At 43.4% G+C, this 20,375-nt stretch carries 17 protein-coding genes and 1 other annotated feature; of the genes, 12 read left to right on the top strand and 5 right to left on the bottom strand.

The window, feature by feature from the left end; all coding sequences use genetic code 11:
* Positions 1-33: 33 nt before the first annotated feature.
* A complete protein-coding gene (locus tag DYI25_RS12640; protein WP_213369193.1) occupies positions 34-978 on the bottom strand; it encodes a nuclease-related domain-containing protein in 945 nt (314 codons plus the stop codon).
* Between the two features lie 391 nt (positions 979-1,369).
* Positions 1,370-1,588 (top strand) — a binding site (T-box leader).
* A gap of 101 nt (positions 1,589-1,689) precedes the next feature.
* Between DYI25_RS12640 and leuS the strand changes: the two genes are divergently transcribed.
* From leuS to DYI25_RS12625, 3 genes are all read left to right on the top strand, one after another.
* A complete protein-coding gene (leuS, locus tag DYI25_RS12635; protein WP_213369192.1) occupies positions 1,690-4,104 on the top strand; it encodes a leucine--tRNA ligase in 2,415 nt (804 codons plus the stop codon).
* Positions 4,105-4,281: 177 nt separating this feature from the next.
* Positions 4,282-4,593, top strand: coding sequence for a rhodanese-like domain-containing protein (locus DYI25_RS12630; RefSeq protein WP_213369191.1), 312 nt, complete (start codon positions 4,282-4,284; stop codon positions 4,591-4,593).
* A gap of 57 nt (positions 4,594-4,650) precedes the next feature.
* Positions 4,651-4,836, top strand: a complete 186-nt coding sequence (locus DYI25_RS12625) for a sporulation protein Cse60 (protein ID WP_213369190.1) — start codon at positions 4,651-4,653, stop codon at positions 4,834-4,836.
* Between the two features lie 316 nt (positions 4,837-5,152).
* Here DYI25_RS12625 and DYI25_RS12620 read toward each other — a convergent pair whose 3' ends face one another.
* Positions 5,153-6,421 (bottom strand): NAD(P)/FAD-dependent oxidoreductase, encoded by a 1,269-nt coding sequence (locus DYI25_RS12620; protein WP_213369188.1) that lies wholly within the window; start codon positions 6,419-6,421, stop codon positions 5,153-5,155.
* A 303-nt stretch (positions 6,422-6,724) separates the two neighbouring features.
* Between DYI25_RS12620 and DYI25_RS12615 the strand changes: the two genes are divergently transcribed.
* Positions 6,725-8,353: a putative polysaccharide biosynthesis protein gene (locus DYI25_RS12615; protein WP_213369186.1), complete on the top strand. Its 1,629-nt coding sequence runs from the start codon at positions 6,725-6,727 to the stop codon at positions 8,351-8,353.
* 42 nt (positions 8,354-8,395) lie between these two features.
* Here the strand turns inward: DYI25_RS12615 and DYI25_RS12610 are convergent, their stop codons facing one another.
* A complete protein-coding gene (locus tag DYI25_RS12610; RefSeq protein WP_213369184.1) occupies positions 8,396-8,659 on the bottom strand; it encodes a hypothetical protein in 264 nt (87 codons plus the stop codon).
* A gap of 103 nt (positions 8,660-8,762) precedes the next feature.
* On the opposite strand from DYI25_RS12610, the gene DYI25_RS12605 reads away from it, so the two are divergent.
* Complete coding sequence (locus DYI25_RS12605; RefSeq protein WP_213369182.1) at positions 8,763-9,479, top strand: pseudouridine synthase; 717 nt, start codon at positions 8,763-8,765, stop codon at positions 9,477-9,479.
* Positions 9,480-9,851: 372 nt separating this feature from the next.
* On the opposite strand, the gene DYI25_RS12600 is transcribed toward DYI25_RS12605, so the two are convergent.
* The gene (locus DYI25_RS12600) at positions 9,852-10,073 is read right to left on the bottom strand and encodes a DeoR family transcriptional regulator (protein ID WP_023626930.1); all 222 of its coding nucleotides are present in this window, start codon (positions 10,071-10,073) and stop codon (positions 9,852-9,854) included.
* Positions 10,074-10,568: 495 nt separating this feature from the next.
* On the opposite strand from DYI25_RS12600, the gene pepV reads away from it, so the two are divergent.
* The 3 genes from pepV to speD all read left to right on the top strand — a co-directional run bounded on the left by pepV (position 10,569) and on the right by speD (position 14,208).
* Positions 10,569-11,984, top strand: coding sequence for a dipeptidase PepV (pepV, locus tag DYI25_RS12595; protein WP_213369180.1), 1,416 nt, complete (start codon positions 10,569-10,571; stop codon positions 11,982-11,984).
* Between the two features lie 36 nt (positions 11,985-12,020).
* A complete protein-coding gene (gene dat / locus DYI25_RS12590) occupies positions 12,021-12,875 on the top strand; it encodes a D-amino-acid transaminase (protein ID WP_213369178.1) in 855 nt (284 codons plus the stop codon).
* Between the two features lie 484 nt (positions 12,876-13,359).
* A complete protein-coding gene (speD, locus tag DYI25_RS12585) occupies positions 13,360-14,208 on the top strand; it encodes an adenosylmethionine decarboxylase (protein ID WP_213369176.1) in 849 nt (282 codons plus the stop codon).
* An 85-nt stretch (positions 14,209-14,293) separates the two neighbouring features.
* Here the strand turns inward: speD and cysK are convergent, their stop codons facing one another.
* Positions 14,294-15,229, bottom strand: coding sequence for a cysteine synthase A (cysK, locus tag DYI25_RS12580; RefSeq protein ID WP_213369174.1), 936 nt, complete (start codon positions 15,227-15,229; stop codon positions 14,294-14,296).
* A gap of 221 nt (positions 15,230-15,450) precedes the next feature.
* Here cysK and thpR point away from each other — a divergent pair, with 221 nt between their 5' ends.
* From thpR to pulA, 4 genes are read left to right on the top strand one after another with little or no spacing between them, the layout of a single operon-like run.
* Positions 15,451-16,026: an RNA 2',3'-cyclic phosphodiesterase gene (thpR, locus tag DYI25_RS12575; RefSeq protein WP_249745309.1), complete on the top strand. Its 576-nt coding sequence runs from the start codon at positions 15,451-15,453 to the stop codon at positions 16,024-16,026.
* Positions 16,027-16,062: 36 nt separating this feature from the next.
* On the top strand, positions 16,063-17,019 hold the full coding sequence (locus DYI25_RS12570) for an NERD domain-containing protein (RefSeq protein ID WP_213369172.1): 957 nt from the start codon (positions 16,063-16,065) through the stop codon (positions 17,017-17,019).
* Between the two features lie 48 nt (positions 17,020-17,067).
* Positions 17,068-18,048 (top strand): diacylglycerol/lipid kinase family protein, encoded by a 981-nt coding sequence (locus DYI25_RS12565; RefSeq protein ID WP_213369170.1) that lies wholly within the window; start codon positions 17,068-17,070, stop codon positions 18,046-18,048.
* Positions 18,035-20,185: a type I pullulanase gene (pulA, locus tag DYI25_RS12560; RefSeq protein ID WP_213369169.1), complete on the top strand. Its 2,151-nt coding sequence runs from the start codon at positions 18,035-18,037 to the stop codon at positions 20,183-20,185. The genes DYI25_RS12565 and pulA overlap by 14 nt, the downstream gene beginning before the upstream one ends.
* The last annotated feature ends 190 nt before the right edge of the window (positions 20,186-20,375 follow it).

Raw genomic sequence — 20,375 nt, 5'->3', positions numbered from 1 at the left:
CCTTTTTACAATAATTGTACTATATAAAATTAGTCAGCTGAAAAAATCTTTTGGCGGGGAATATATTCTGTTTTTCTTTGATCCGGAAGGGATGGGGTTAATGGATTTCAATATATGAGTGGCAAGATCAACAGAGTCAATTCCTAAGAACTCACGAAGCTGTTGATTGTCGATGGAAAAACCATGTAGTAGAAAAAAGTCTTTAATAGCGGAGATATGGGCAGTTTTTGAAAGGTGGCTGCAGGAGGAGCATATCCAATTCCCATGTATCCTTTTCATTCCAAATTGATGACATTCAGGGCATTGGATGCCTTTAATTAATTCATTAAGCGGGAGATTCAATACCTTTGGATCAACGATTAGTGGCTGATGAGATTTAATTAATTTGTGAGCAATCTTCTTTAGGTCCTTCATTGTGAGCGTTTCGGATTTGAATTTCAGTTTCATATCTTCAATTTTATAAAGTGCGCGCGCTGTACGGAAAACTCTATAGAATACTTCAGGGGAATTGTTTGAGTTTTTGATGATTGTTTGTGCGCTGCTGATGGTGACAAAATACTCTATAGGTGGGTAGGAGAATGAATTGTTTTTCAGCCAGGTGGTTAAGTTTGAGGTTTGAATCTTCGCCTGTAAAATGGGATTCCCATATGTATCTTGTTTTCCATCAATAGTTCTGATCAATTGATCAAATGTTAAATCAATGTCAATTTCACCAGCGTAGTTTTTGGATTCGAAATTAATAAAAAATGAAGGGGAAAGGAGAAGGGTATCAATTTGAAAGTGGGTTTCAAAATGAGGAAGCCTCAAGCCTTGGAGGAGGATAAATTCCTTCTCCGGAAGTTGTGCAAGATAATAATCCAAATCAACTTCTCCTTTGTACCCGGCCTTTAATTTCATCAATTTTGTCTGGAACTCTTTCTTACGGGGGTGGTTAAAGGGCAGTCTTTTCACAACAGCTTCATAAATAAGAATTTTCACTGGAATTGTCCTCTTTTTTAAAATCAAGTACATCACTCCTTTTCATTTCACTCAGATTTTACCTCTTTTATGGAAAGAATACAGTGAGAAAACTCCCTCAGCGTGAAAAATATTAGTAAAACTCTTAGAAAAAATATTTATTCGGAAATCAGGTTTGTTTAATCGTAAATAAATGAATTTGTTCGCAAAAAAAGAAATTTATTCGCAAAAAGTAATGCTTTATTCGCAAACTGGAAATCTCGAGCGATTTTTTCCAGAAATGTGTCCGAAAGTATAGCAAAATTCCCGCACAAATTTGACCAAACCTTCATAAACTACTCTCCATAATCATTTATTTCATCGCCGCTTGCATATGGGAGGGAATTTTATTACAATATCTCTATATTCATAATGAAAGACTTCGACAAGGAGTAGTAGTGGTGCAAAGCCTGATGAAGAGAGCTGGCGGTGGGTGCAAGCCAGACAGGACCATCATGAACTCGCCTTTGAGTCGCAGACGTGAAACACAAGTAGCGTTTGCCGTTTTCCGCGTTAAGGATGAATGAAGCGAGTGTTACACACTAATTTGGGTGGTACCGCGGGAGATCATACATAACCTCTCGTCCCTTTTACAGGGGCGGGAGTTTTTTATTTTTCAGGAGTCATCGCACTTTACGATCAACAAGCTCCATCCGCTAAAATAAATCGAAACCAAACAGGAGGACATTTACGATGAGTTTTAACCATCAGGAAATCGAGAAAAAATGGCAAGCTTATTGGGAACAGAACAAAACGTTCAAAACAACTGAAGATAAAGGGAAAGAGAAGTTCTACGCGTTGGATATGTTCCCGTATCCATCTGGTGCCGGCCTTCACGTTGGCCACCCGGAAGGATACACAGCGACTGACATCCTTTCACGCATGAAAAGGATGCAGGGCTTCAACGTTCTTCATCCAATGGGATGGGATGCATTCGGCCTTCCGGCAGAGCAGTATGCATTAGATACTGGGAATGACCCGGCAGAGTTCACGGAACAGAACATCAACACGTTCCGCCGCCAAATCAAGGCATTAGGTTTTTCATATGACTGGGACCGCGAAGTCAACACGACTGACCCTGAATATTATAAGTGGACGCAATGGATTTTCCTTAAGCTTTATGAAAAAGGCCTTGCGTACATTGATGAAGTTGCGGTTAACTGGTGTCCGGCTCTCGGAACCGTTTTAGCGAACGAAGAAGTAATCGACGGTAAAAGTGAGCGCGGCGGACATCCGGTTGAACGCCGTCCGATGAGACAGTGGATGCTCAAAATCACTGCCTACGCAGATCGCCTTCTTGAGGATCTAGATTTACTTGATTGGCCGGAAAGCCTTAAGGATATGCAGCGCAACTGGATCGGACGTTCAGAAGGTGCCGAAATTACTTTCAACATCGACGGACACGAGGGAACGTTCACCGTGTTCACGACTCGTCCAGATACATTGTTCGGCGCAACGTATGCAGTATTAGCACCTGAGCATCAATTGGTTGATAGAATCACTACTGCTGAACAGCGTGCAGCAATTGAAAAATATATTGATGAAATCAAGAGCAAGAGCGACCTTGAGCGTACGGATCTTGCCAAGGACAAAACTGGTGTCTTCACTGGTGCGTATGCAATCAACCCAGCGAACGGCGAAAAAATGCCAATCTGGATTGCGGACTATGTACTTGCTTCATATGGAACTGGTGCAATCATGGCAGTACCTGGCCATGACGAGCGCGACTACGAGTTTGCTAAAAAATTCGATCTGGAAATCAGAGAAGTTGTTGCAGGCGGAGACATCGAAAAAGAAGCTTACACTGGCGACGGTGAGCACATCAACTCTGAATTCCTTAACGGCATGGGCAAGGAAGAGGCAATCAATAAGATGATTGCATGGCTTGAGGATAAGGGTATCGGGACAAAGAAGGTTACTTATCGCCTTCGCGACTGGCTGTTCAGCCGCCAGCGCTACTGGGGTGAGCCGATTCCAATCATCCACTGGGAAGATGGCACAATGTCAGCTGTTCCAGAAGACCAGCTGCCACTAGTTCTTCCTAAAACGACGGAAATCAAGCCATCAGGCACTGGTGAATCGCCACTTGCCATTATTGATGACTGGGTGAATGTTGTCGATCCTGAAACAGGTAAAAAAGGCCGCAGGGAAACGAATACGATGCCGCAATGGGCCGGAAGCTGCTGGTACTACTTGCGCTACATCGATCCGAAGAACGATCAGGCACTTGCAGATGAAGAAAAATTAAAGCAGTGGCTTCCTGTTGACATCTATATCGGAGGAGCAGAGCACGCGGTATTACACTTGCTTTACGCTCGTTTCTGGCATAAGGTCCTTTACGATGTGGGAGTCGTCCACACGAAGGAGCCATTCCAGAAGCTATTCAACCAGGGAATGATCCTTGGCGAAAATAATGAAAAAATGAGCAAATCAAAAGGCAATGTCGTCAATCCGGATGAGATTGTTGCCAGCCATGGTGCGGATACGCTTCGCCTTTACGAAATGTTCATGGGACCGCTTGAAGCATCCATCGCATGGTCTACAAATGGCCTGGACGGATCCCGTCGCTTCCTTGATCGCATTTGGCGCCTGTTAGTCGACGAAAAGGGCAGCTTGAGCGAGAAAATCAAGGATGTTGAGAGCACGAACCTTGAGAAGGTCTACCACCAGACTGTTAAAAAGGTGACTGAAGACTATGAGGGACTTCGTTTCAATACAGCAATCTCACAAATGATGGTCTTCATCAATGAAGCATATAAAGCCGAAGAGCTTCCAAAAGCATACGTTGAAGGCTTTGTAAAAATGCTGGCGCCGATTACACCGCATATCACCGAGGAGCTTTGGACAAAGCTTGGCCATAGCGAGTCAATCACATATGCAGCATGGCCAGCTTATGATGAAGCCAAGCTTGTCGATGACGAGGTCGAAATCGTTGTCCAGGTAAACGGTAAGATCAGAGCGAAAATGATGGTTCCGGCAGATGCAAACAGGGAAACTCTTGAGCAGATTGCAATGGGCGATGTTGCTGTCAAAGAACAAATCGACGGAAAGACCGTTCGCAAGGTAATTGCAGTACCAGGGAAGCTAGTTAATATTGTCGCTAACTAATACTATCCAAAAAGGGTCGTTTTAATTACGGCCCTTTTAGTTACCAGTAAAATACCCCGTTAGGTTTTTTCTTTGTAATCTAAAAAGAGTTTTTATATAATAAATAGGGGAAAATACATTAAGGTATTGTATCCTTTAAATAGGATTAATTTTACTGAATATTGGAGGAAACGACTAATGAATAAAGTTGAAACAATTACAACTGAAGAACTTCAAAAGAAGCTGGAAGCTGGCGAAAAGCCAGAAATGGTGGACGTTCGTGAACATGATGAAGTTGAATCTGGAATGATTCCTGGAGCTAAGCACGTGCCTATGGGCGAAATTCCTGAAAGACTGAACGAATTCGATAAGGACAAAGAATACATCTTCATCTGCCGTTCAAGCGCTCGCAGCGGCAACGTTTGTCACTACTTGAACGAGCAAGGCTACAAGGTCCGAAACATGGTTGGCGGCATGATGAGCTGGGGCGGAGAAACAAAACGTCCATAATTATAAAATTCTGAAAATCTGGCCAGAATGGATGTAAAAAAGGAAGGACGACGTACCTTGATCCAGGTCAGAGTATTTGATCATGAACATGAAAAAGATCTAGAAAAGGATATGAACCAATTTCTTGAAAAGCTCGATGAAAAGAAGCTTTTGGACATTAAGTACAATGTCGCGGTCATTCCAGAAGAAGAGGACGAAGAACAGATCTACTGTTTTTCAGCCATGGTTGTGTACAGAGCCTGAGTGAATTCACTCAGGCTCTGTTTTATTTTACCATCACGGACAGAAACAAGTTAAAGATGAGTATGAGTGTCCCTCATCAAGGCCATGAAGGATAAAAACAGCCGGGAATCAAGCAAAAGTGTCCGTCATCAAGGCCGTGACGGACAGAAAAAGCCGGGGATTAAGCAAAAGTGTCCATCATCAAGGGCATGACGGACAAAAACAGGCGGGGATCAAGCAAAAGTGTCCGTCATCAAGGCCATGACGGACAAAAACAGCTGGGAATCAAGCAAAAGTGTCCGTCATAAAAATTATGACGGACACTTAGTCATCTACTCTATTGGTGCATTGCGAATTCTGCTGCATTTGTCCCGGCAAGCCGGCCGGTTACAAGAGCTGATGTGATATTGTAGCCTCCTGTATACCCATGGATGTCGAGGATTTCACCGCAGAAGTATAGTCCATCTGCTTTCTTGGAAGCCATTGTTTGAGGCTCGACTTCTTTGACTGAGACGCCGCCTCCGGTGACAAAAGCTTTATCAAGTGGCAGGGTGCCGTCCACTTTGAACTCGAATTGCTTAACTGCTTTGGCGAAGCTTCTTATTTTCTCATGGCCTAACTGGCCACCCTGCATCGCCGGATCAATCTCATTCAGTTCAAGCAGGAACAATAGGTACCGTTCTGGCAGAAGCCCCTTCAATAAATTCTTCACCGCTTTTTTCGGCTCGGCTTTGATCAGTTTATTAATCTCTTGGAACAATGCTTCTTCTTTCATGTCAGGAAGGGCATCCAGGGACATGACGACGTCTTTCAGATTGGACTTTTGCATCGCTTTGACGACGAATTGGCTGCAGCGCAGGACAGCTGGGCCGCTAATGCCAAAGTGCGTAAAGATCATATCCATTTTATGAGTGATCAGCGCTTTTCCTTTTGGATTAAGTACGCTGAGTGCTATTCCCCTTAATGAAAGTCCCTGCAGAATTTTTTCTTTTATAAAAGGTTCAGAAGACGTCAATGGCACTTCAGTCGGGAACAGAGTTGTAATCGTATGGCCTGCTTTTTCTGCCCAGGCATACCCATCGCCAGTGGAACCGGTATGAGGGACTGATTTTCCGCCAACAGCAATAATAACACTATCTGCATAAAACACTTCACCATTCTTCAATTCAACAGATTCAGCCTTGCCATCTTTGTAGTGTACATCTGCAACAGGAGTGTTCGTCTTGATTTCCACCTTTAATTCTTTAAGCTTTGATAAAAGGGCGTCAACAACGGATTGAGCTTTGTCACTTACCGGGAACATCCGGCCATGATCTTCTTCTTTCAGCTGAATGCCGAGCCCTTCGAAAAATGAAATGATATCTTCATTGCTAAAAATCGACAGGGCGCTGTATAAGAACCGCCCATTTCCGGGTATATGTTTAATGATTTCATCCACTGGCAGCCGATTGGTCACATTGCAGCGGCCTCCGCCGGAAATCGCCAGCTTTCTGCCGAGCTTGTCTCCTTTGTCGATCAGCAGCACCTTTGCGCCCTGCTCACCAGCAGCAATCGCGGCCATCAAGCCAGACGGACCGCCTCCAAGGACGATTACATCGTATTTCATTGCTTCACCAACTTTTCGTTTCACTTTTTAAATGCATTTTGCACTTTTATTATTATAATGCATCTCCTCATTAAAAACATTGCCTTGAATGATGTTCTTCAAACGGCGGTTAATGAATTCTCGACCGGAAAACTGGCAGTCAGGCTGGAGAAGGAGTAAACTAGGGGATGCAGGTAATTTCTGCAGCGGGGATGCAGGTAATTTCTGCATCCATTGATAAATATCATAGTGTCGGATAGGGTTTATGGTAAAATACAAGTTTGTAATCTGTTTTTATTTTATAGATTGAAAAGTAGGGATTTTATGTCATCAAAGCTTTTAAGAGGGACGTTCATATTGACGCTTGGCACGATATTATCTAAAGTGCTTGGGCTGTTTTATGTTATTCCCTTTTTTGCGATAGTGGGCGAGTATGGGACAGCATTGTACTCCTTCTCTTACATTCCATATACAATTTTCATCAGTATTGCTACAGCTGGTGTACCGCTTGCTGTTTCTAAATTCATAGCAAAATACAATGCTCTCGAGGAATATGCGGTCGGAAGGAAGTTGTTTAAATCTGGCGTGGCAGTTATGCTGGCAACCGGAATTCTATCTTTCTTGATTATGTATGTTTCAGCTCCCGGGCTTGCTGAACTTGTCATGGATAAAAGCAATGATGAAAATGTGAAAATAACCGCTGCAGATGTGACGACGGTTATACGTGCGGTCAGCTTTGCCTTGATTGTAGTTCCGTTCATGAGCTTGATTCGTGGTTTCTTCCAAGGGCATCAGTCAATGGGACCTTCAGCAGTATCACAGGTTGTTGAGCAAATAGTCAGGATTGTATTCGTACTGGCCGGTGCCTTTTTTGTCCTGAACGTACTAGAAGGAGATATGGTTACGGCTGTTAGTGTAGCCACTTTTGCTGCCTTCATTGGCGCGCTCGGTAGTCTTGGAGTACTAGCCTGGTACTGGATAAAAAGAAAGCCGCATTTAGATAAACTGCTTGAAGAAGACAAGAAGACGATGGATATTTCCTTAAAGGATATTTACAAGGAAATCTTGCTGTATGCAGCACCCTTTGTTTTTGTCGGGATTGCCAATCCCCTGTTCCAATTTGTTGATATGATGACGTTCACCAGGGCGATGATGTCAGTCGGTTTTAGCCAAAATGAAGCCAGTTCGGCATTTTCAGTCTTAAATTTTCAATCACATAAGCTTGTTATCATTCCAGTTTCTTTAGCTACTGCTTTTTCTTTAACACTGGTACCAAGCATCACAAAGGCTTTTACAGAAAACGATCGCAAGGGTATGAGACGTCAGCTTGACCAGACATTCCAGGTGTTGATGTACCTAACTGTACCTGCGGCCATTGGGATCGCGATACTTGCTGAACCGATGTACACCGTTTTCTATGCACATAATGACCTGGGCACGGAGGTTTTGACTACCTACGCCCCAGTAGCAATCCTATTCGCGCTCTTCTCGGTAACAGCTGCCATCCTCCAGGGAATTAACGAGCAGCGATTCACGATTTTGAGTTTGCTGACGGGGTTATTGGTGAAGCTAACTTTTAACATCCCATTAATTAAGCTTTTTGAAACACAGGGGGCAGTAATGTCAACAGCTTTAGGGTATATGGCTGCGATCATCATCAATTTGTTTGTGATAAAAAAATTCGCCAAATATCCAATAGGATTTGTGACGAGAAGAATATTCCTGATTTTGATTTTCTCAGGTTTGATGGCAGGTGTAACGATGGCATTCTATGAAGTGCTTGTCCAGTTCCTTTCACCAGCTGCCAAGTTCCAGTCTATTGTGATCATCGGAATTTCTGCCCTGGTAGGCGTTGCGGTATACTTCTACCTCGGGTTGCGGACAAAATTGGTGGACAGACTCTTCGGGGATCGAGTTACCAAAATTAAGCGCAAATTAAGGCTTCCGGTATAAGGAAAAATGGCCTTCGGTTTTGAAGGCCATTTTTAATACATCCTAATAGTAAATCTGCTGGTCGTTATCACGGATATTCAGACGGCGCTCTATTCTGTCGACCCTTCGGTCCAGGCGGTCGATTTGATTGTTTAGCCTTTGTACTTGCCTTTCAAGTCGGTCTAGTCTCCGGTCAAATTGGCCTCCGCCACCAGGATAACCGCCACCAGGATAACCGTCGCCAGGATATCCGCCTCCTGGGAAACCTCCGCCTGGCAGACCTGGAATCGGAATGTACAAGCCTTGTCCTTGCTGTCGATGGTTCATTCAGGTCATCTCCTCATAATCTGATGTAATGATGATATTAGTCTATGTTAGGCAGCAAGAAATGGAATGGGCACCTGCCCATATGAATAGAAGGGGGTTCAACATGAGAATCGATAAAGTACTTTCCAACCTCGGATATGGAAGCAGAAAAGACGTGAAAAAACTTTTAAAAGATGGCGCTGTGAAAGTGAATAATGCCATCATCAAGGATGCAAAGCAGCATGTAGACCCTGAAAATGATTCGATTACCTTAAATGGAGAAGAAATTCACTATAGAGAGTTTATTTACTTAATGATGAATAAGCCTCCTGGCGTAATTTCAGCGACGGAGGACAACCGTGATGAGACGGTCATTGACTTGCTAGAGATCGAAGACCAGGTATTTGAGCCATTCCCAGTAGGGAGGCTTGATAAGGATACTGAAGGCTTGCTAGTGATCACGAATGATGGCCAGCTTTCCCACAAGCTTTTATCGCCGAAAAAACATGTCCCTAAAACGTATTTCGCAGTGATAGAGGGAGAAGTGACGGAAGAGGATATCGAAGCTTTCAAAACAGGTGTCACCCTGGATGATGGGTATGAAACAAAGCCTGGAGAGCTTGTTATTCTAAAATCGGGCTTAACCTCTGATATCGAACTGACAATCACGGAAGGGAAATTCCATCAGGTGAAGCGGATGTTCGAGGCCGTTGGGAAAAGGGTCATTTACCTGAAACGATTATCAATGGGGCCGCTGAAGCTCGATGAAACGCTAGAGCTCGGCGAATACAGAGAGCTTACCGACGAAGAAGTGGAAATGCTGCAAACATATGAAGTATAAAAAAGAAATCGCCGAGTGGAGTTCCACTGGCGATTTCTTTTATTGCTAAGCAAGCATTTATTTAATATGAGAATTGTCCAGCTCCAGCGCCTAGCCCCTCGAGTCGTTTGTCTAGCTGCGGCTCCTAACTCCTCGGCTTCGGTCCTGCCAATGAAGTCAAAGAACGACTTCACTGTCAGGACCTCCAGCGCTTGTCGGAGTTGGGCAGTCGCCTCCGCTTTTCGTTTTCGGTCCGCCCAATGAAGTCAAAGAGCGACTTCACCGGTCGGCCTTCCGAGGCACACGATGTGCTAGACCCGCCAGCCACAGGACGTGGCGCTTTTAGGCGGGCAACGCTTGTCGGGGCTGAACGAGGCGCTTGCGCTTTTCGAACTATGACGACATCTTTACCTTTTTCTGGGTCGTTGTCCATTTACCTCGGCTCGGACTTTTCACTAAGTCGTTATAAGCCAGGACATTCAAATCCCTCTGGATGGTTCGAGGAGTAATTCCGAATTCCTCTACAAGATCTTGAGTTGTGACAGTACCATTCTGACATATATACATGTAGATGGATTTGATGCGGTTTATCATCCGGTTAGTCGAAGGTTTCAAACAACCACTCCCTATCCTTTTTTAAACCCCTTTGTCATATTCCTGCAACCGACGATTGATTGAAGACGAATCCCCAAGTATGTAGTTTTCTTCTTTCCAGACAGCTCCTTTTGCGTCCATTTTTAAAGGTAATCATAAGATGTCTTACCTTTTGGACTATTTTACACTTTAATGAAATAAAATTCCAGATTATTAACTGTTTTTTATGAAAAATTAATAATTAGAAAATTGCCTGCCTCCTCTCTCATCGTTTATATACTTAACGATATGGCGTTAAACAGGCTAAATATGACAGTTATTAGAAAATTACGAAAATACCTGAAACTTTTTATCATATCTTTTATCCAGAGTTTACGGAAAGAGGCTATAAGGAGTAAAATAATATTCAAGTTTTCAAGTGGGGATTTAGAGTACAATAAGAACATCTTCGCTTAAGCGTTCCCAAAAAGGGAATACAACCTTTATACATACAAAGAAATTGGGAGGTTTGGATGAATGACTTCAATCAATTGGACGCAGGAAGTTGAAAAAAGACAGGCGGATTTAATTAAAGACGCCCAAGAGCTTTTGAAAATCAAAAGTTTGCTTGACGAAGAAAATTCCTCTCCAGAGGCACCGCTTGGAGAAGGGGTAAAGGAAGCATTGGACTTTATGCTTCAGTTAGGTGAAAAGGATGGCTTCAACGCAAAGAATGTTGGCAATCTTGCCGGGCATTTGGAATTCGGGCAAGGAGATGAAATCGTTGGAGTCCTATGCCATGTCGATGTTGTACCTGAAGGGGACGGCTGGACAAGCGACCCTTATGGAGCAGAAATCCGTGATGGCAAAATTTATGCCCGCGGCGCAATCGATGACAAAGGTCCAACCATGGCTGCATATTATGCCATGAAAATCGTTAAAGAATTAGGATTGCCTCTTAATAAGCGGGTCAGAATGATCATTGGTACAGATGAGGAAAGCGACTGGCGCTGTGTTGACCATTATTTTGAACATGAGGAAATGCCAGCGATGGGATTTGCGCCGGATGCTGACTTCCCGATTATATACGCAGAAAAAGGAATCGCTGATTATGATTTGGTGTCAAAAGCAGCCGGTATCGAAAAAGAAGAGTTCGATGCCGAAGTGATCGAGTTTTCCTCTGGCCGTCGGTATAACATGGTACCGGATCATGCAAAGGTTAAACTGGTTGTTCAGCAAGCACAAACTGACGTTGTCCAGCGCTTTGAGGAATTTAAAAAGAACAATGAATTGGATGGCAAGGCAGTCGTCGAAAGCGGCAAGCTGATCCTTGAGCTTGAAGGTGTTTCAGCCCATGGCATGGAGCCGGACAATGGCAAAAACGCAGGCCTGTATATGGCAAGCTTCCTTTCCGAACTAAATCTTGATGGAAACAGTGAAAAATTCTTTAAATTTGTCGCCAAATACCTTGGGAAGGATTCACGAGGCAAGGAATTGGGCGTCGCTTATTCCGATGACATTACTGGAGATTTGACTATCAATGTCGGCAAGCTATCTTACTCACGGGATAACGGTGGTCGCGCCGGATTGAATATGCGCTATCCAGTGACAACCAACCTTGAAAAGACAAAGGAAATTTTAAATCAGGTGCTAGAAGCTGAGGGACTTTCCATTGAGAATTTCTCAAACTCTAATCCGCATCATGTTGATGAAAATGATTTTCTAGTCCAGACCTTGAAAAAAGTGTATGAAGAACAAGTTGGGGAAAAAGCAGAACTTATTTCAATTGGTGGCGGAACATATGCAAGGTCATTGAAGTCAGGTGTGGCATTTGGTCCACTTTTCCCAGGAAGACCTGATATCGCCCACCAGAAGGATGAATATATGATTATTGAGGACCTACTCAGAGCAACTGCGATCTATGCGCAGGCGATCTATGAATTGGCAAAATAAAAGAGACATTACCGAAAATCAAGGAGGGGAAAAAGGATGGAGTATGTAATTGTAGATGGCGAGATTCTTGACAGGACGGTCGCCAAGGTAGACATTGAGGATAGAGGCTATCAATTTGGCGACGGTGTATATGAAGTCATCCGGGTATATAACGGCAAGATGTTCACTGGAAAAGAGCATCTGCAGCGACTAGTAGAAAGCGCTGAAAAAATTAGGATGAAGTTGCCTTACAGTCCTGAGGAGCTTGAACCTAAAATGGAAGAACTGATTTCAAAAAACGAATTGGACACGGGGATTGTCTATATGCAATTTACAAGAGGTACATCACCCCGAAACCATGTTTTTCCTGCAGCTGATGTGGCGCCGACATTTGTCGCTTACACGCGGAAGGTGGCTCGCCCTGTTGAATCCATGGAAAAAGGGGTCAGGTCTATCCTTGATGAAGACATTCGCTGGCTTCGCTGTGACATCAAAAGCTTGAACTTGCTTGGGAATCTGCTATCAAAACAAAAAGCTGCAGAAGCTGGCTGTTTTGAGGCAATCCTCCATCGGGGAGAAACCGTTACGGAAGGAAGCCATTCCAATATCTCGATTGTAAAGGACGGAGTAATCATCACACACCAGGCAGATAATTTAATCCTCAATGGCATCACAAGACAAAAGGTACTGGAGATTTGCAGCAATGAGGGCATTACTTTTGAAGAACGAGCATTCACCCTTGACGAATTGTCTGCAGCTGATGAAGTATTTTCATCTGGAACAACAGTCGAAGTCATGCCGATTGTCGAAGTGGATGGGAAGCCGGTAAGAAACGGGGAGCCGGGTCTTGTCACGAGAAACCTGCAAAACCTTTTTAAAGCGGAAATTGAACGCCAGTGCGGACAAATATAATTCTTTACCTGCAGCTTTAATGCTGCAGGTTATTTTCTTACTAACTCATGTTTTGCCCAATGCCGATATCTCCAGCATTGGGCATTTTTTTAGGCCACCTATTTCTCCAATAACTGGGATATATGGTTGCCAATCTCCTTCATTGGTTACCTATTTTTCTAATAACTGGATTTTTAGATCACCAATCGGCATCATTGGTGCCCTATTTTTCCACAACCTGGATTTTTAAGTCACCAATCAGCTTCCTTAATGCCTATTTTTCTGATATCTGGTTTTTTCGACCGTCAATCAGCAAACAACAATGATTTACATTTGGATATCCATTTTAAAAAAAGAGTTAATCTCTCCCTAAGTAGGTTTTAACGCTTGCTTTGTTTTTTCCTAGCAGGAATGGGTATCATAAAAATATTTAAACCAATAGGATTCCTGCTATTGTTCAATACCAGACAAACTACAGCAGAAAAACCGAACAGGGGGAACAAAAATGAAATTCACTTCTGAACAGCATATTGAATTGCATGGATTCAATAATTTGACGAAATCATTAAGTTTTAATATGTATGACATCTGTTATACGAAGACAAAAGAAGAGCGTGAAGCTTATATTGATTATATTGATGAACAGTATTCTGCGGACCGGCTGACTAAAATCCTCACTCACGTTTCAGATATCATTGGTGCCCATGTCCTGAATGTGGCCAAGCAGGACTACGTGCCGCAGGGGGCTAGTGTGACCATCCTTGTCTCCGAGGGACCGGTGGTGGAGGTGCCTGATGAAGCGTATGACGAGTCCCCAGGCCCGCTGCCTGACAATGTCGTCTTACAGCTGGATAAGAGCCATATTACCGTCCATACGTACCCCGAATTCCATCCTGATGAAGGGATTAGCACTTTCAGGGCTGATATCGATGTATCTACATGCGGGGAAATCTCGCCGCTGAAGGCGCTTAATTACTTGATCCATTCCTTCGAAACTGATGTCATGACAATCGATTATAGGGTAAGGGGATTTACACGTGATAAAGATGGCAATAAGCTGTTCATCGACCACGATATTAGCTCGATTCAAAACTATATTCCCGATGATGTAAAAGATCAATTCGATATGGTCGATATCAATGTGTATCAGGAAAACATTTTCCATACCAAGTGCAAGTTAAGAGAATTTGATTTGGATAATTACCTTTTCGGCTATACAAAAGATGAATTATCTCCTGAAGAACGAGAGGAAATTACCGAAAGGATCCAGGATGAAATGGAAGAAATTGTATCCGGAGTGACGCTCCATTCGGGGACGATTTTCGAGGATGAAGAAGAAGAGATGGAAAAATAGCGAGTAAAAAGGCGTGTGGAGGACCACACGCCTTTTACTAATTCATGACTAGGGACAATGCCTCGTGACCTGCCGGTTGAAAATACTACTCCTCAAACCTGAATAAATCGCTTGAGAGATATCTTTCTCCCGTGTCACAGGCAATGCAGATGACAACTTCATCCGGCTTTAGGTCCTTGGCGACATTGATGGCTGCGAAGCATGCGGCTCCTGATGATGGGCCGACAAGGATGCCTTCTTCTTTGGCCAGTCTTCGTGCCGTTTCATAAGCATCTTCATCCTCGATTTTATGGATTTTTTCATACACATCCTGATTGAGGATTTTAGGGATGAATCCTGGACTTGTGCCGACTAGCTTGTGCTTCCCGGGCTTGCCTCCGGATAGCACTGGCGACCCGGCAGGTTCTACAACGTGCACGGCCAGGTCAGGGAACTCTTCTTTCAGAGCTTCGCCTGTACCGGTGATGGTCCCGCCAGTTCCAGCTGTGGCCACGAAAGCACTGAGCGGCTTTTTCAGTTCCTCCATCGCATCGATGATTTCTTTTGCCGTAGATTTACGGTGGGCGTCTGGATTCGCTCCATTTTCAAACTGCATCGGCATGAAGCTGTTGGGGATTTCCTTTACCAACTCTTCAGCCTTCTTGATCGCACCAGGCATTTTTTCGTCGCCAGGAGTCAGCACGACTTCTGCTCCATACGCTTTTAACAGATTGATTCTCTCTTCTGTCATCGTGTCCGGCATGACAAGAATCGATTTATAGCCTCTTGCCGCAGCGTTCATAGCCAGGCCGATGCCAGTGTTGCCGCTTGTTGGTTCGATGATTGTAGAGCCAGGCTTCAGATTTCCTTCGTTTTCGGCTGAAACAATCATATTGAATGCTGCCCTGTCTTTTACACTTTTACTAGGGTTGAAATATTCAAGCTTAAGGTAAACCTCTGCCCCGCCCTCAGGCGCCAGCCGGTTTAATTTTACAAGTGGTGTTTCTCCAATTAATGAAGCGATATTATTAACGACTCTCATGTGATAGCCTCCTTGATCGATATCGACCTGCTTTAGTATTTCCATTTACGTGAATAATTGATGATAACCAACTTAAAAATAATGTTAGTTTCTTTTTATCATATAAAAAAAGACTATTCCTATCAACTTGTGAGGATTAGAAATGTTCATAAGGAAATTCTGCCAATATTACAAACCATTTGCTACAATAAATTCAAGTGGACAAGAAAGGGTGTATTTGAATGATGGGTCAGCATACGCATTATTTCTATGCGCTCGAACTTCCTGGGGAGATAAAAGACATACTGAAGGGTACAATCCACAGCATGCAAGAAAAAATGCCTTTTAAAACCTGGGTTCATCCACAGGATTTACACATTACGCTCGCTTTCCTCGGGAATGCACCTGAAGCTAAAATACATGCTGCCAATGAACGGATTGAGGCAGCACTAAATAAGCGAACTACATTTAAAATGGAAATCGATCATTTAGGAATATTCGGCCGAAAGGACTCTCCAAGAATTTTTTGGGCTGGGCTTGAAAAATCCGCAGAATTGAAAGAAGTAAGAAATGATGTATTTTCTGCATGCATGGCCTCTGGTTTTACCCTTGAAACACGGCCGTTCAGCCCTCATATTACCATCGCCAGAAAATGGGACGGCGAGGAAGCTTTCAAAGCTGATCTGCTAAAGGCAGTGAACCCATTTAAAAAAGAACTAACTTTTCATGCCGAAAGGGTCGTTTTGTACAAGACTCATTTGGGGAAAAGTCCAAAATATGAATCAATAACACTATTCCCGCTTGCTTCCCGATCTTGAAGTGAATTGGAAGCAGGAATTAAGGCAGGTCAATCAATGGCACAATTAATCAAGCTTCAAGACTATGTATCACGCTATGCCCAGGACATTTACCTTTATCCCTCAAGATATGTCCGTCTGAAGAAAAAGCAATGGGAGGGAATTAAGGAGAAGTGGGAAAACGGTCCTGAACAACATAGTGGAAATTTCACTGACCCACTACAGGAAGAGCAGTCAAATAATATTCTGCATAAGCTCAAAAGCATGGTACGCCAGCCAGAGCCTGTGAAGGAGGATGGCTCCCAAGAAAATCTGGAAGGCCAGGATCATTTTATGGACGCCAGTACTTTGAATTCAATCAGTAACATAAGAACTATAGAGGAATTAAAACAACATTTCCTCGATGGATTGCTGCCATTCCAGCTGAAGTGGGCCAGCTCGACATTGACGGAAAGATCATTTATCGCAAAAGAATTCATCAATGATCCGACATTGAAATTTTTACTTCAGCGATTTCCTGATACCTTCCTCATTTTATATAAACCTATATTTTTATTAAAAAAAGCGCCGGTCGAGGCGGAGTTAATCATCATCACTCCAGCTTCAGCCATGTGCATTTCGTTCATCGAAGCCGAAGAGGATGCTGCTTATGTCGGATCAAAGGGCCGCTTCTGGATTAAGAAAACGAGAAATAAGGAAAAGAAGATCCTGAATCCGCTGATTGCGCTTAATCGGACAGAGAAAATCGTCAAGACTCTTTTTGATATGTACGGAGTCGATCTTCCTGTACAAAAACTGCTGATCACGAGGAATGGGTTCATTGACTATCCACTCCCGCCTTATGGAGTACAATTCATTGAAAAACGCAATTTCAATGAATGGTTTATGACCCTCAGAGGCATGAAATCTCCATTGAAGCATATGCAACTAAAGGCAGCACAGGTTCTTCTGCAGTACTGCCAGACTACGTCCGTAAGAAGGCTTGAGTGGGAGAATAGTCCGAAGAACGAATAATGAAGCATAGTATTTAAAAAGCCTATTAAATAGATAAAGGTTGATTATATGGAGAAAATCTATTTTATCATCAATCCGAATGCGAAGAATGGGAGCTGCCGGGAGATTTGGAGAAACATAGAGATAGAGCTGGAGAATCTGGACATTCCGTATCTTGCATTTTTTACTGAGTACCCAGGGCATGCCCAGGCGCTTGCTGAGTCTTTAGCCCGTAAGGCTGATGGCACCACGGCAGTTATTGCAGCAGTGGGAGGAGACGGTACACTGCATGAAGTAGTAAACGGAGCCGCATCATATTCGAACATTACTGTCGGATTCATTCCAGGAGGCTCAGGGAATGATTTTTCAAGAGGCTTTGAAATACCGAAAAAGTCAGTAGATGCTTTAAGTTTGATTGTTGATAAAAGTAGTGGCCACACGACCGAAATCGATATCGGAAAAATTCAGCACAATGAATTACAGGAAGCCTATTTTATGAATAATATGGGAGTAGGCTTTGATGCTGCTGTCGCAAAGGCTTCAAATGAGTCCAGGATGAAACAGCTGCTGAACCGTTTTTCCCTTGGCAGGCTGGTCTATGTTTATATTCTTGTCAAAAAACTGCTCACATTCAGGACGATTCCTATAGAAGTGGCGATTGATGGCAAAGTGTATAAATACAGCAACGCCTGGTTTGTCACCGTTTCAAACCAGCCATACTACGGAGGGGGCATGAAGATTGCTCCTGCTGCTATACCAGATGACGGAATTCTAGACATAACTGTCGTGCATCGAATTTCAAGACTGAAGCTGCTATTTGTTTTCATTAGTGTCTTCTGGGGAAAGCATACAAAGTTTCAGGAAGTTGAGCAGTTCATCGGCAAGTCGATTACGATTGAATCCACAGGAGAAGTTTTAGCGCATGCAGATGGTGAAGCAATCGGACATACACCGCTGAAAATCCAGGCATGTCCAAAAGCCTTGAAAATTCTATCTGGAAAAAGAAATCCAGGGCATCTTGAGGAGTTGAAAATGAATGATTGCCATTGAAAGGGAATTTAACGCCTATCTTGATCAAATGGATGTTATTACCGTATTGCTTCCTTATTCATATTTTGAAGGAACCTCCGATGAGTTCAGGCTAAAAGGAGAAGGCGTTGATTTGTCATTGGCAATCCAGGAGAAGGTATTGCTGGAGGATGCAGTAAAATACATTTGCTTATCGAGTATCAGGCCTGAATTAGGAAAAACATATGTCATTATAGATGAGCATGGCAGTGAAACGGATCTGCAAATTGGAGCAGTCATCCGAACTGATGAATTTGATTCATTATTTTTTTACGGCGGGAATGATCTCGGTGTCAGATATATACCTGAAAAAACCATTTTCAAGTTATGGGCCCCGACAGCTACAAAAATAAAACTTAGGCTTTTCAAGGAAGATGACCAAAACCCCGAGCTTTTCGAGATGAACCGGGGCGATAAGGGCGTATGGAGCATAGAGGTAGCCCGAAATTTGGAGTTTTGCCGCTATTCGTTCCTGGTATGCATCAATCTTGAGTGGAGAGAAGCTGTTGATCCATATGCAACCGCTTTAACGGTCAATGGTGAATATGGCGTCGTCATCGATCGTGCACAAGCGAAAGTGCCCGATATTAATGTTCCGAAATTAAAACAGCCAGTTGACGCCATCATCTATGAAGCCCATATCAGGGACCTTACAATACACCCTAACAGTGGGGCTGCCAGGAAAGGAACATACCTGGGTGCAGCCGAAACGGGAACAAAAAGCGCAATCGGAATGGAGACCGGGCTTTCCTATATTGAAAATCTCGGTGTCACGCATATAGAACTCCTGCCGGTTCATGATTTCGAGGGAGTAGATGAACTGGATCGGGCCAGCGACTATAACTGGGGGTATAATCCGGTTCATTATAATGTCCCCGATGGGAGCTATGCTTCTGACCCCGGGAATCCTTATAATCGGATCATGGAGCTTAAACAGTTGATTTCTGCGATCCATAGCCAGGGAATGGGTGTCATTATGGATGTGGTTTATAATCACGTCTACATCCGTGAGGACTCTCCTTTTGAAAAAATTGTTCCAGGTTACTTTTTTCGTCACGATGCACATGGCCTTCCCTCAAATGGGACCGGAGTGGGGAACGATATTGCTTCCGAAAGGCTAATGGTGAGAAAATACATCGTTGACTCTGTCATGTATTGGCTGAATGAATATCACGTTGATGGCTTTCGCTTTGATTTGATGGGTATTTTGGATATCGAGACAATGACTGCTGTCAGGAAGGCAGTAAATAGCGTAAGTCCTGACATTTTGATCATAGGAGAAGGCTGGGACCTTAATACACCGCTCCCGCCTGATCGGAAGGCCAATATTTCGAACCAGGCAAAACTGCCTGGAATAGGCCAGTTTAATGATTGGTTCCGCGATTCTATTAAAGGCAGTACCTTTAACATTTACGACAAAGGTTACGCTTTAGGGAATGACCGTTATCTAGAAGCAGCGAAACAGGTGATGGCTGGCAGCGTTGGGATCGGAAAACGGAAACATGGCCTATTTTTGCAGCCGGGACAATCGGTGAATTATATTGAATCGCATGATAACCATACATTGTGGGATAAGCTGAAAATAAGTGCTCCTGACCAGGATGAAGCTATTTTAAAAAAGCAGCACAGGCTGGCGACTTCGATGGTATTGCTGGCCCAGGGAATTCCATTTCTGCACAGCGGCCAGGAATTTTTTAGGTCGAAAAAAGGGGTTGGCAACAGCTACCGGTCTCCCGATGAAATAAACTGGCTGGATTGGGACCTTCGTGATGCAAACATGGATAATGTACAATACATCAAAGGAATCATCGATATTCGCAAATCAAACGAAGCTTTCCGGCTTCCCGATAATGAACAAATCCGAAGGCATATGGAATTTTTAACATTGCCAGCACCGTTGATCGGTTATTCGCTGACGGAAATAGAACCAAAAGGACATTGGGAAAAAATAATCGTGTTCATTAACCCATCAATGGATCAGCTTCTTGTAGAACTAACGGAAGATACGAAATGGAGTGTCCTTGCCGACCATGAAAAAGCTTCTGCACAGCCATTTCGCCATATTGACGGAGATAAGGTCCTGCTGGAGCCATGTTCGTTGTTTGTGCTGGCAAAATAGAAGAAACTGACGAGGGCTAATCAAAAGGCTTAAGCTTTTTACTTGATAACTTTTTCACAATATTAATTTAGGTTACATGGGGTTGACGTACTCAACCTCTAGGGGATAAAATTTATAAGATAGCTATTGTATGTATTTTTCTATCAATAGCTGTCTTTTTAATTTTTAAAGTATAAACTTTTTATATTAA

The organism is Mesobacillus boroniphilus (genome assembly GCF_018424685.1).
In the GTDB taxonomy this organism is placed as follows: Bacteria; Bacillota; Bacilli; order Bacillales; family Cytobacillaceae; genus Mesobacillus; species Mesobacillus boroniphilus_A.
This window is presented reverse-complemented; position numbering and strand designations above follow the sequence as displayed.

Bases quoted from the DNA above. Each gene is read 5' to 3' on its own strand.
- leuS (WP_213369192.1), top strand. From the start codon at position 1,690: ATGAGTTTTAACCATCAGGAAATCGAGAAAAAATGGCAAGCTTATTGG.
- thpR (WP_249745309.1), top strand. From the start codon at position 15,451: ATGATGGGTCAGCATACGCATTATTTCTATGCGCTCGAACTTCCTGGG.
- DYI25_RS12610 (WP_213369184.1), bottom strand. From the start codon at position 8,659: ATGAACCATCGACAGCAAGGACAAGGCTTGTACATTCCGATTCCAGGT.
- cysK (WP_213369174.1), bottom strand. From the start codon at position 15,229: ATGAGAGTCGTTAATAATATCGCTTCATTAATTGGAGAAACACCACTT.
- pepV (WP_213369180.1), top strand. From the start codon at position 10,569: ATGACTTCAATCAATTGGACGCAGGAAGTTGAAAAAAGACAGGCGGAT.
- DYI25_RS12620 (WP_213369188.1), bottom strand. From the start codon at position 6,421: ATGAAATACGATGTAATCGTCCTTGGAGGCGGTCCGTCTGGCTTGATG.
- speD (WP_213369176.1), top strand. From the start codon at position 13,360: ATGAAATTCACTTCTGAACAGCATATTGAATTGCATGGATTCAATAAT.
- DYI25_RS12630 (WP_213369191.1), top strand. From the start codon at position 4,282: ATGAATAAAGTTGAAACAATTACAACTGAAGAACTTCAAAAGAAGCTG.
- dat (WP_213369178.1), top strand. From the start codon at position 12,021: ATGGAGTATGTAATTGTAGATGGCGAGATTCTTGACAGGACGGTCGCC.
- DYI25_RS12570 (WP_213369172.1), top strand. From the start codon at position 16,063: ATGGCACAATTAATCAAGCTTCAAGACTATGTATCACGCTATGCCCAG.
- DYI25_RS12615 (WP_213369186.1), top strand. From the start codon at position 6,725: ATGTCATCAAAGCTTTTAAGAGGGACGTTCATATTGACGCTTGGCACG.
- DYI25_RS12605 (WP_213369182.1), top strand. From the start codon at position 8,763: ATGAGAATCGATAAAGTACTTTCCAACCTCGGATATGGAAGCAGAAAA.
- pulA (WP_213369169.1), top strand. From the start codon at position 18,035: ATGATTGCCATTGAAAGGGAATTTAACGCCTATCTTGATCAAATGGAT.
- DYI25_RS12565 (WP_213369170.1), top strand. From the start codon at position 17,068: ATGGAGAAAATCTATTTTATCATCAATCCGAATGCGAAGAATGGGAGC.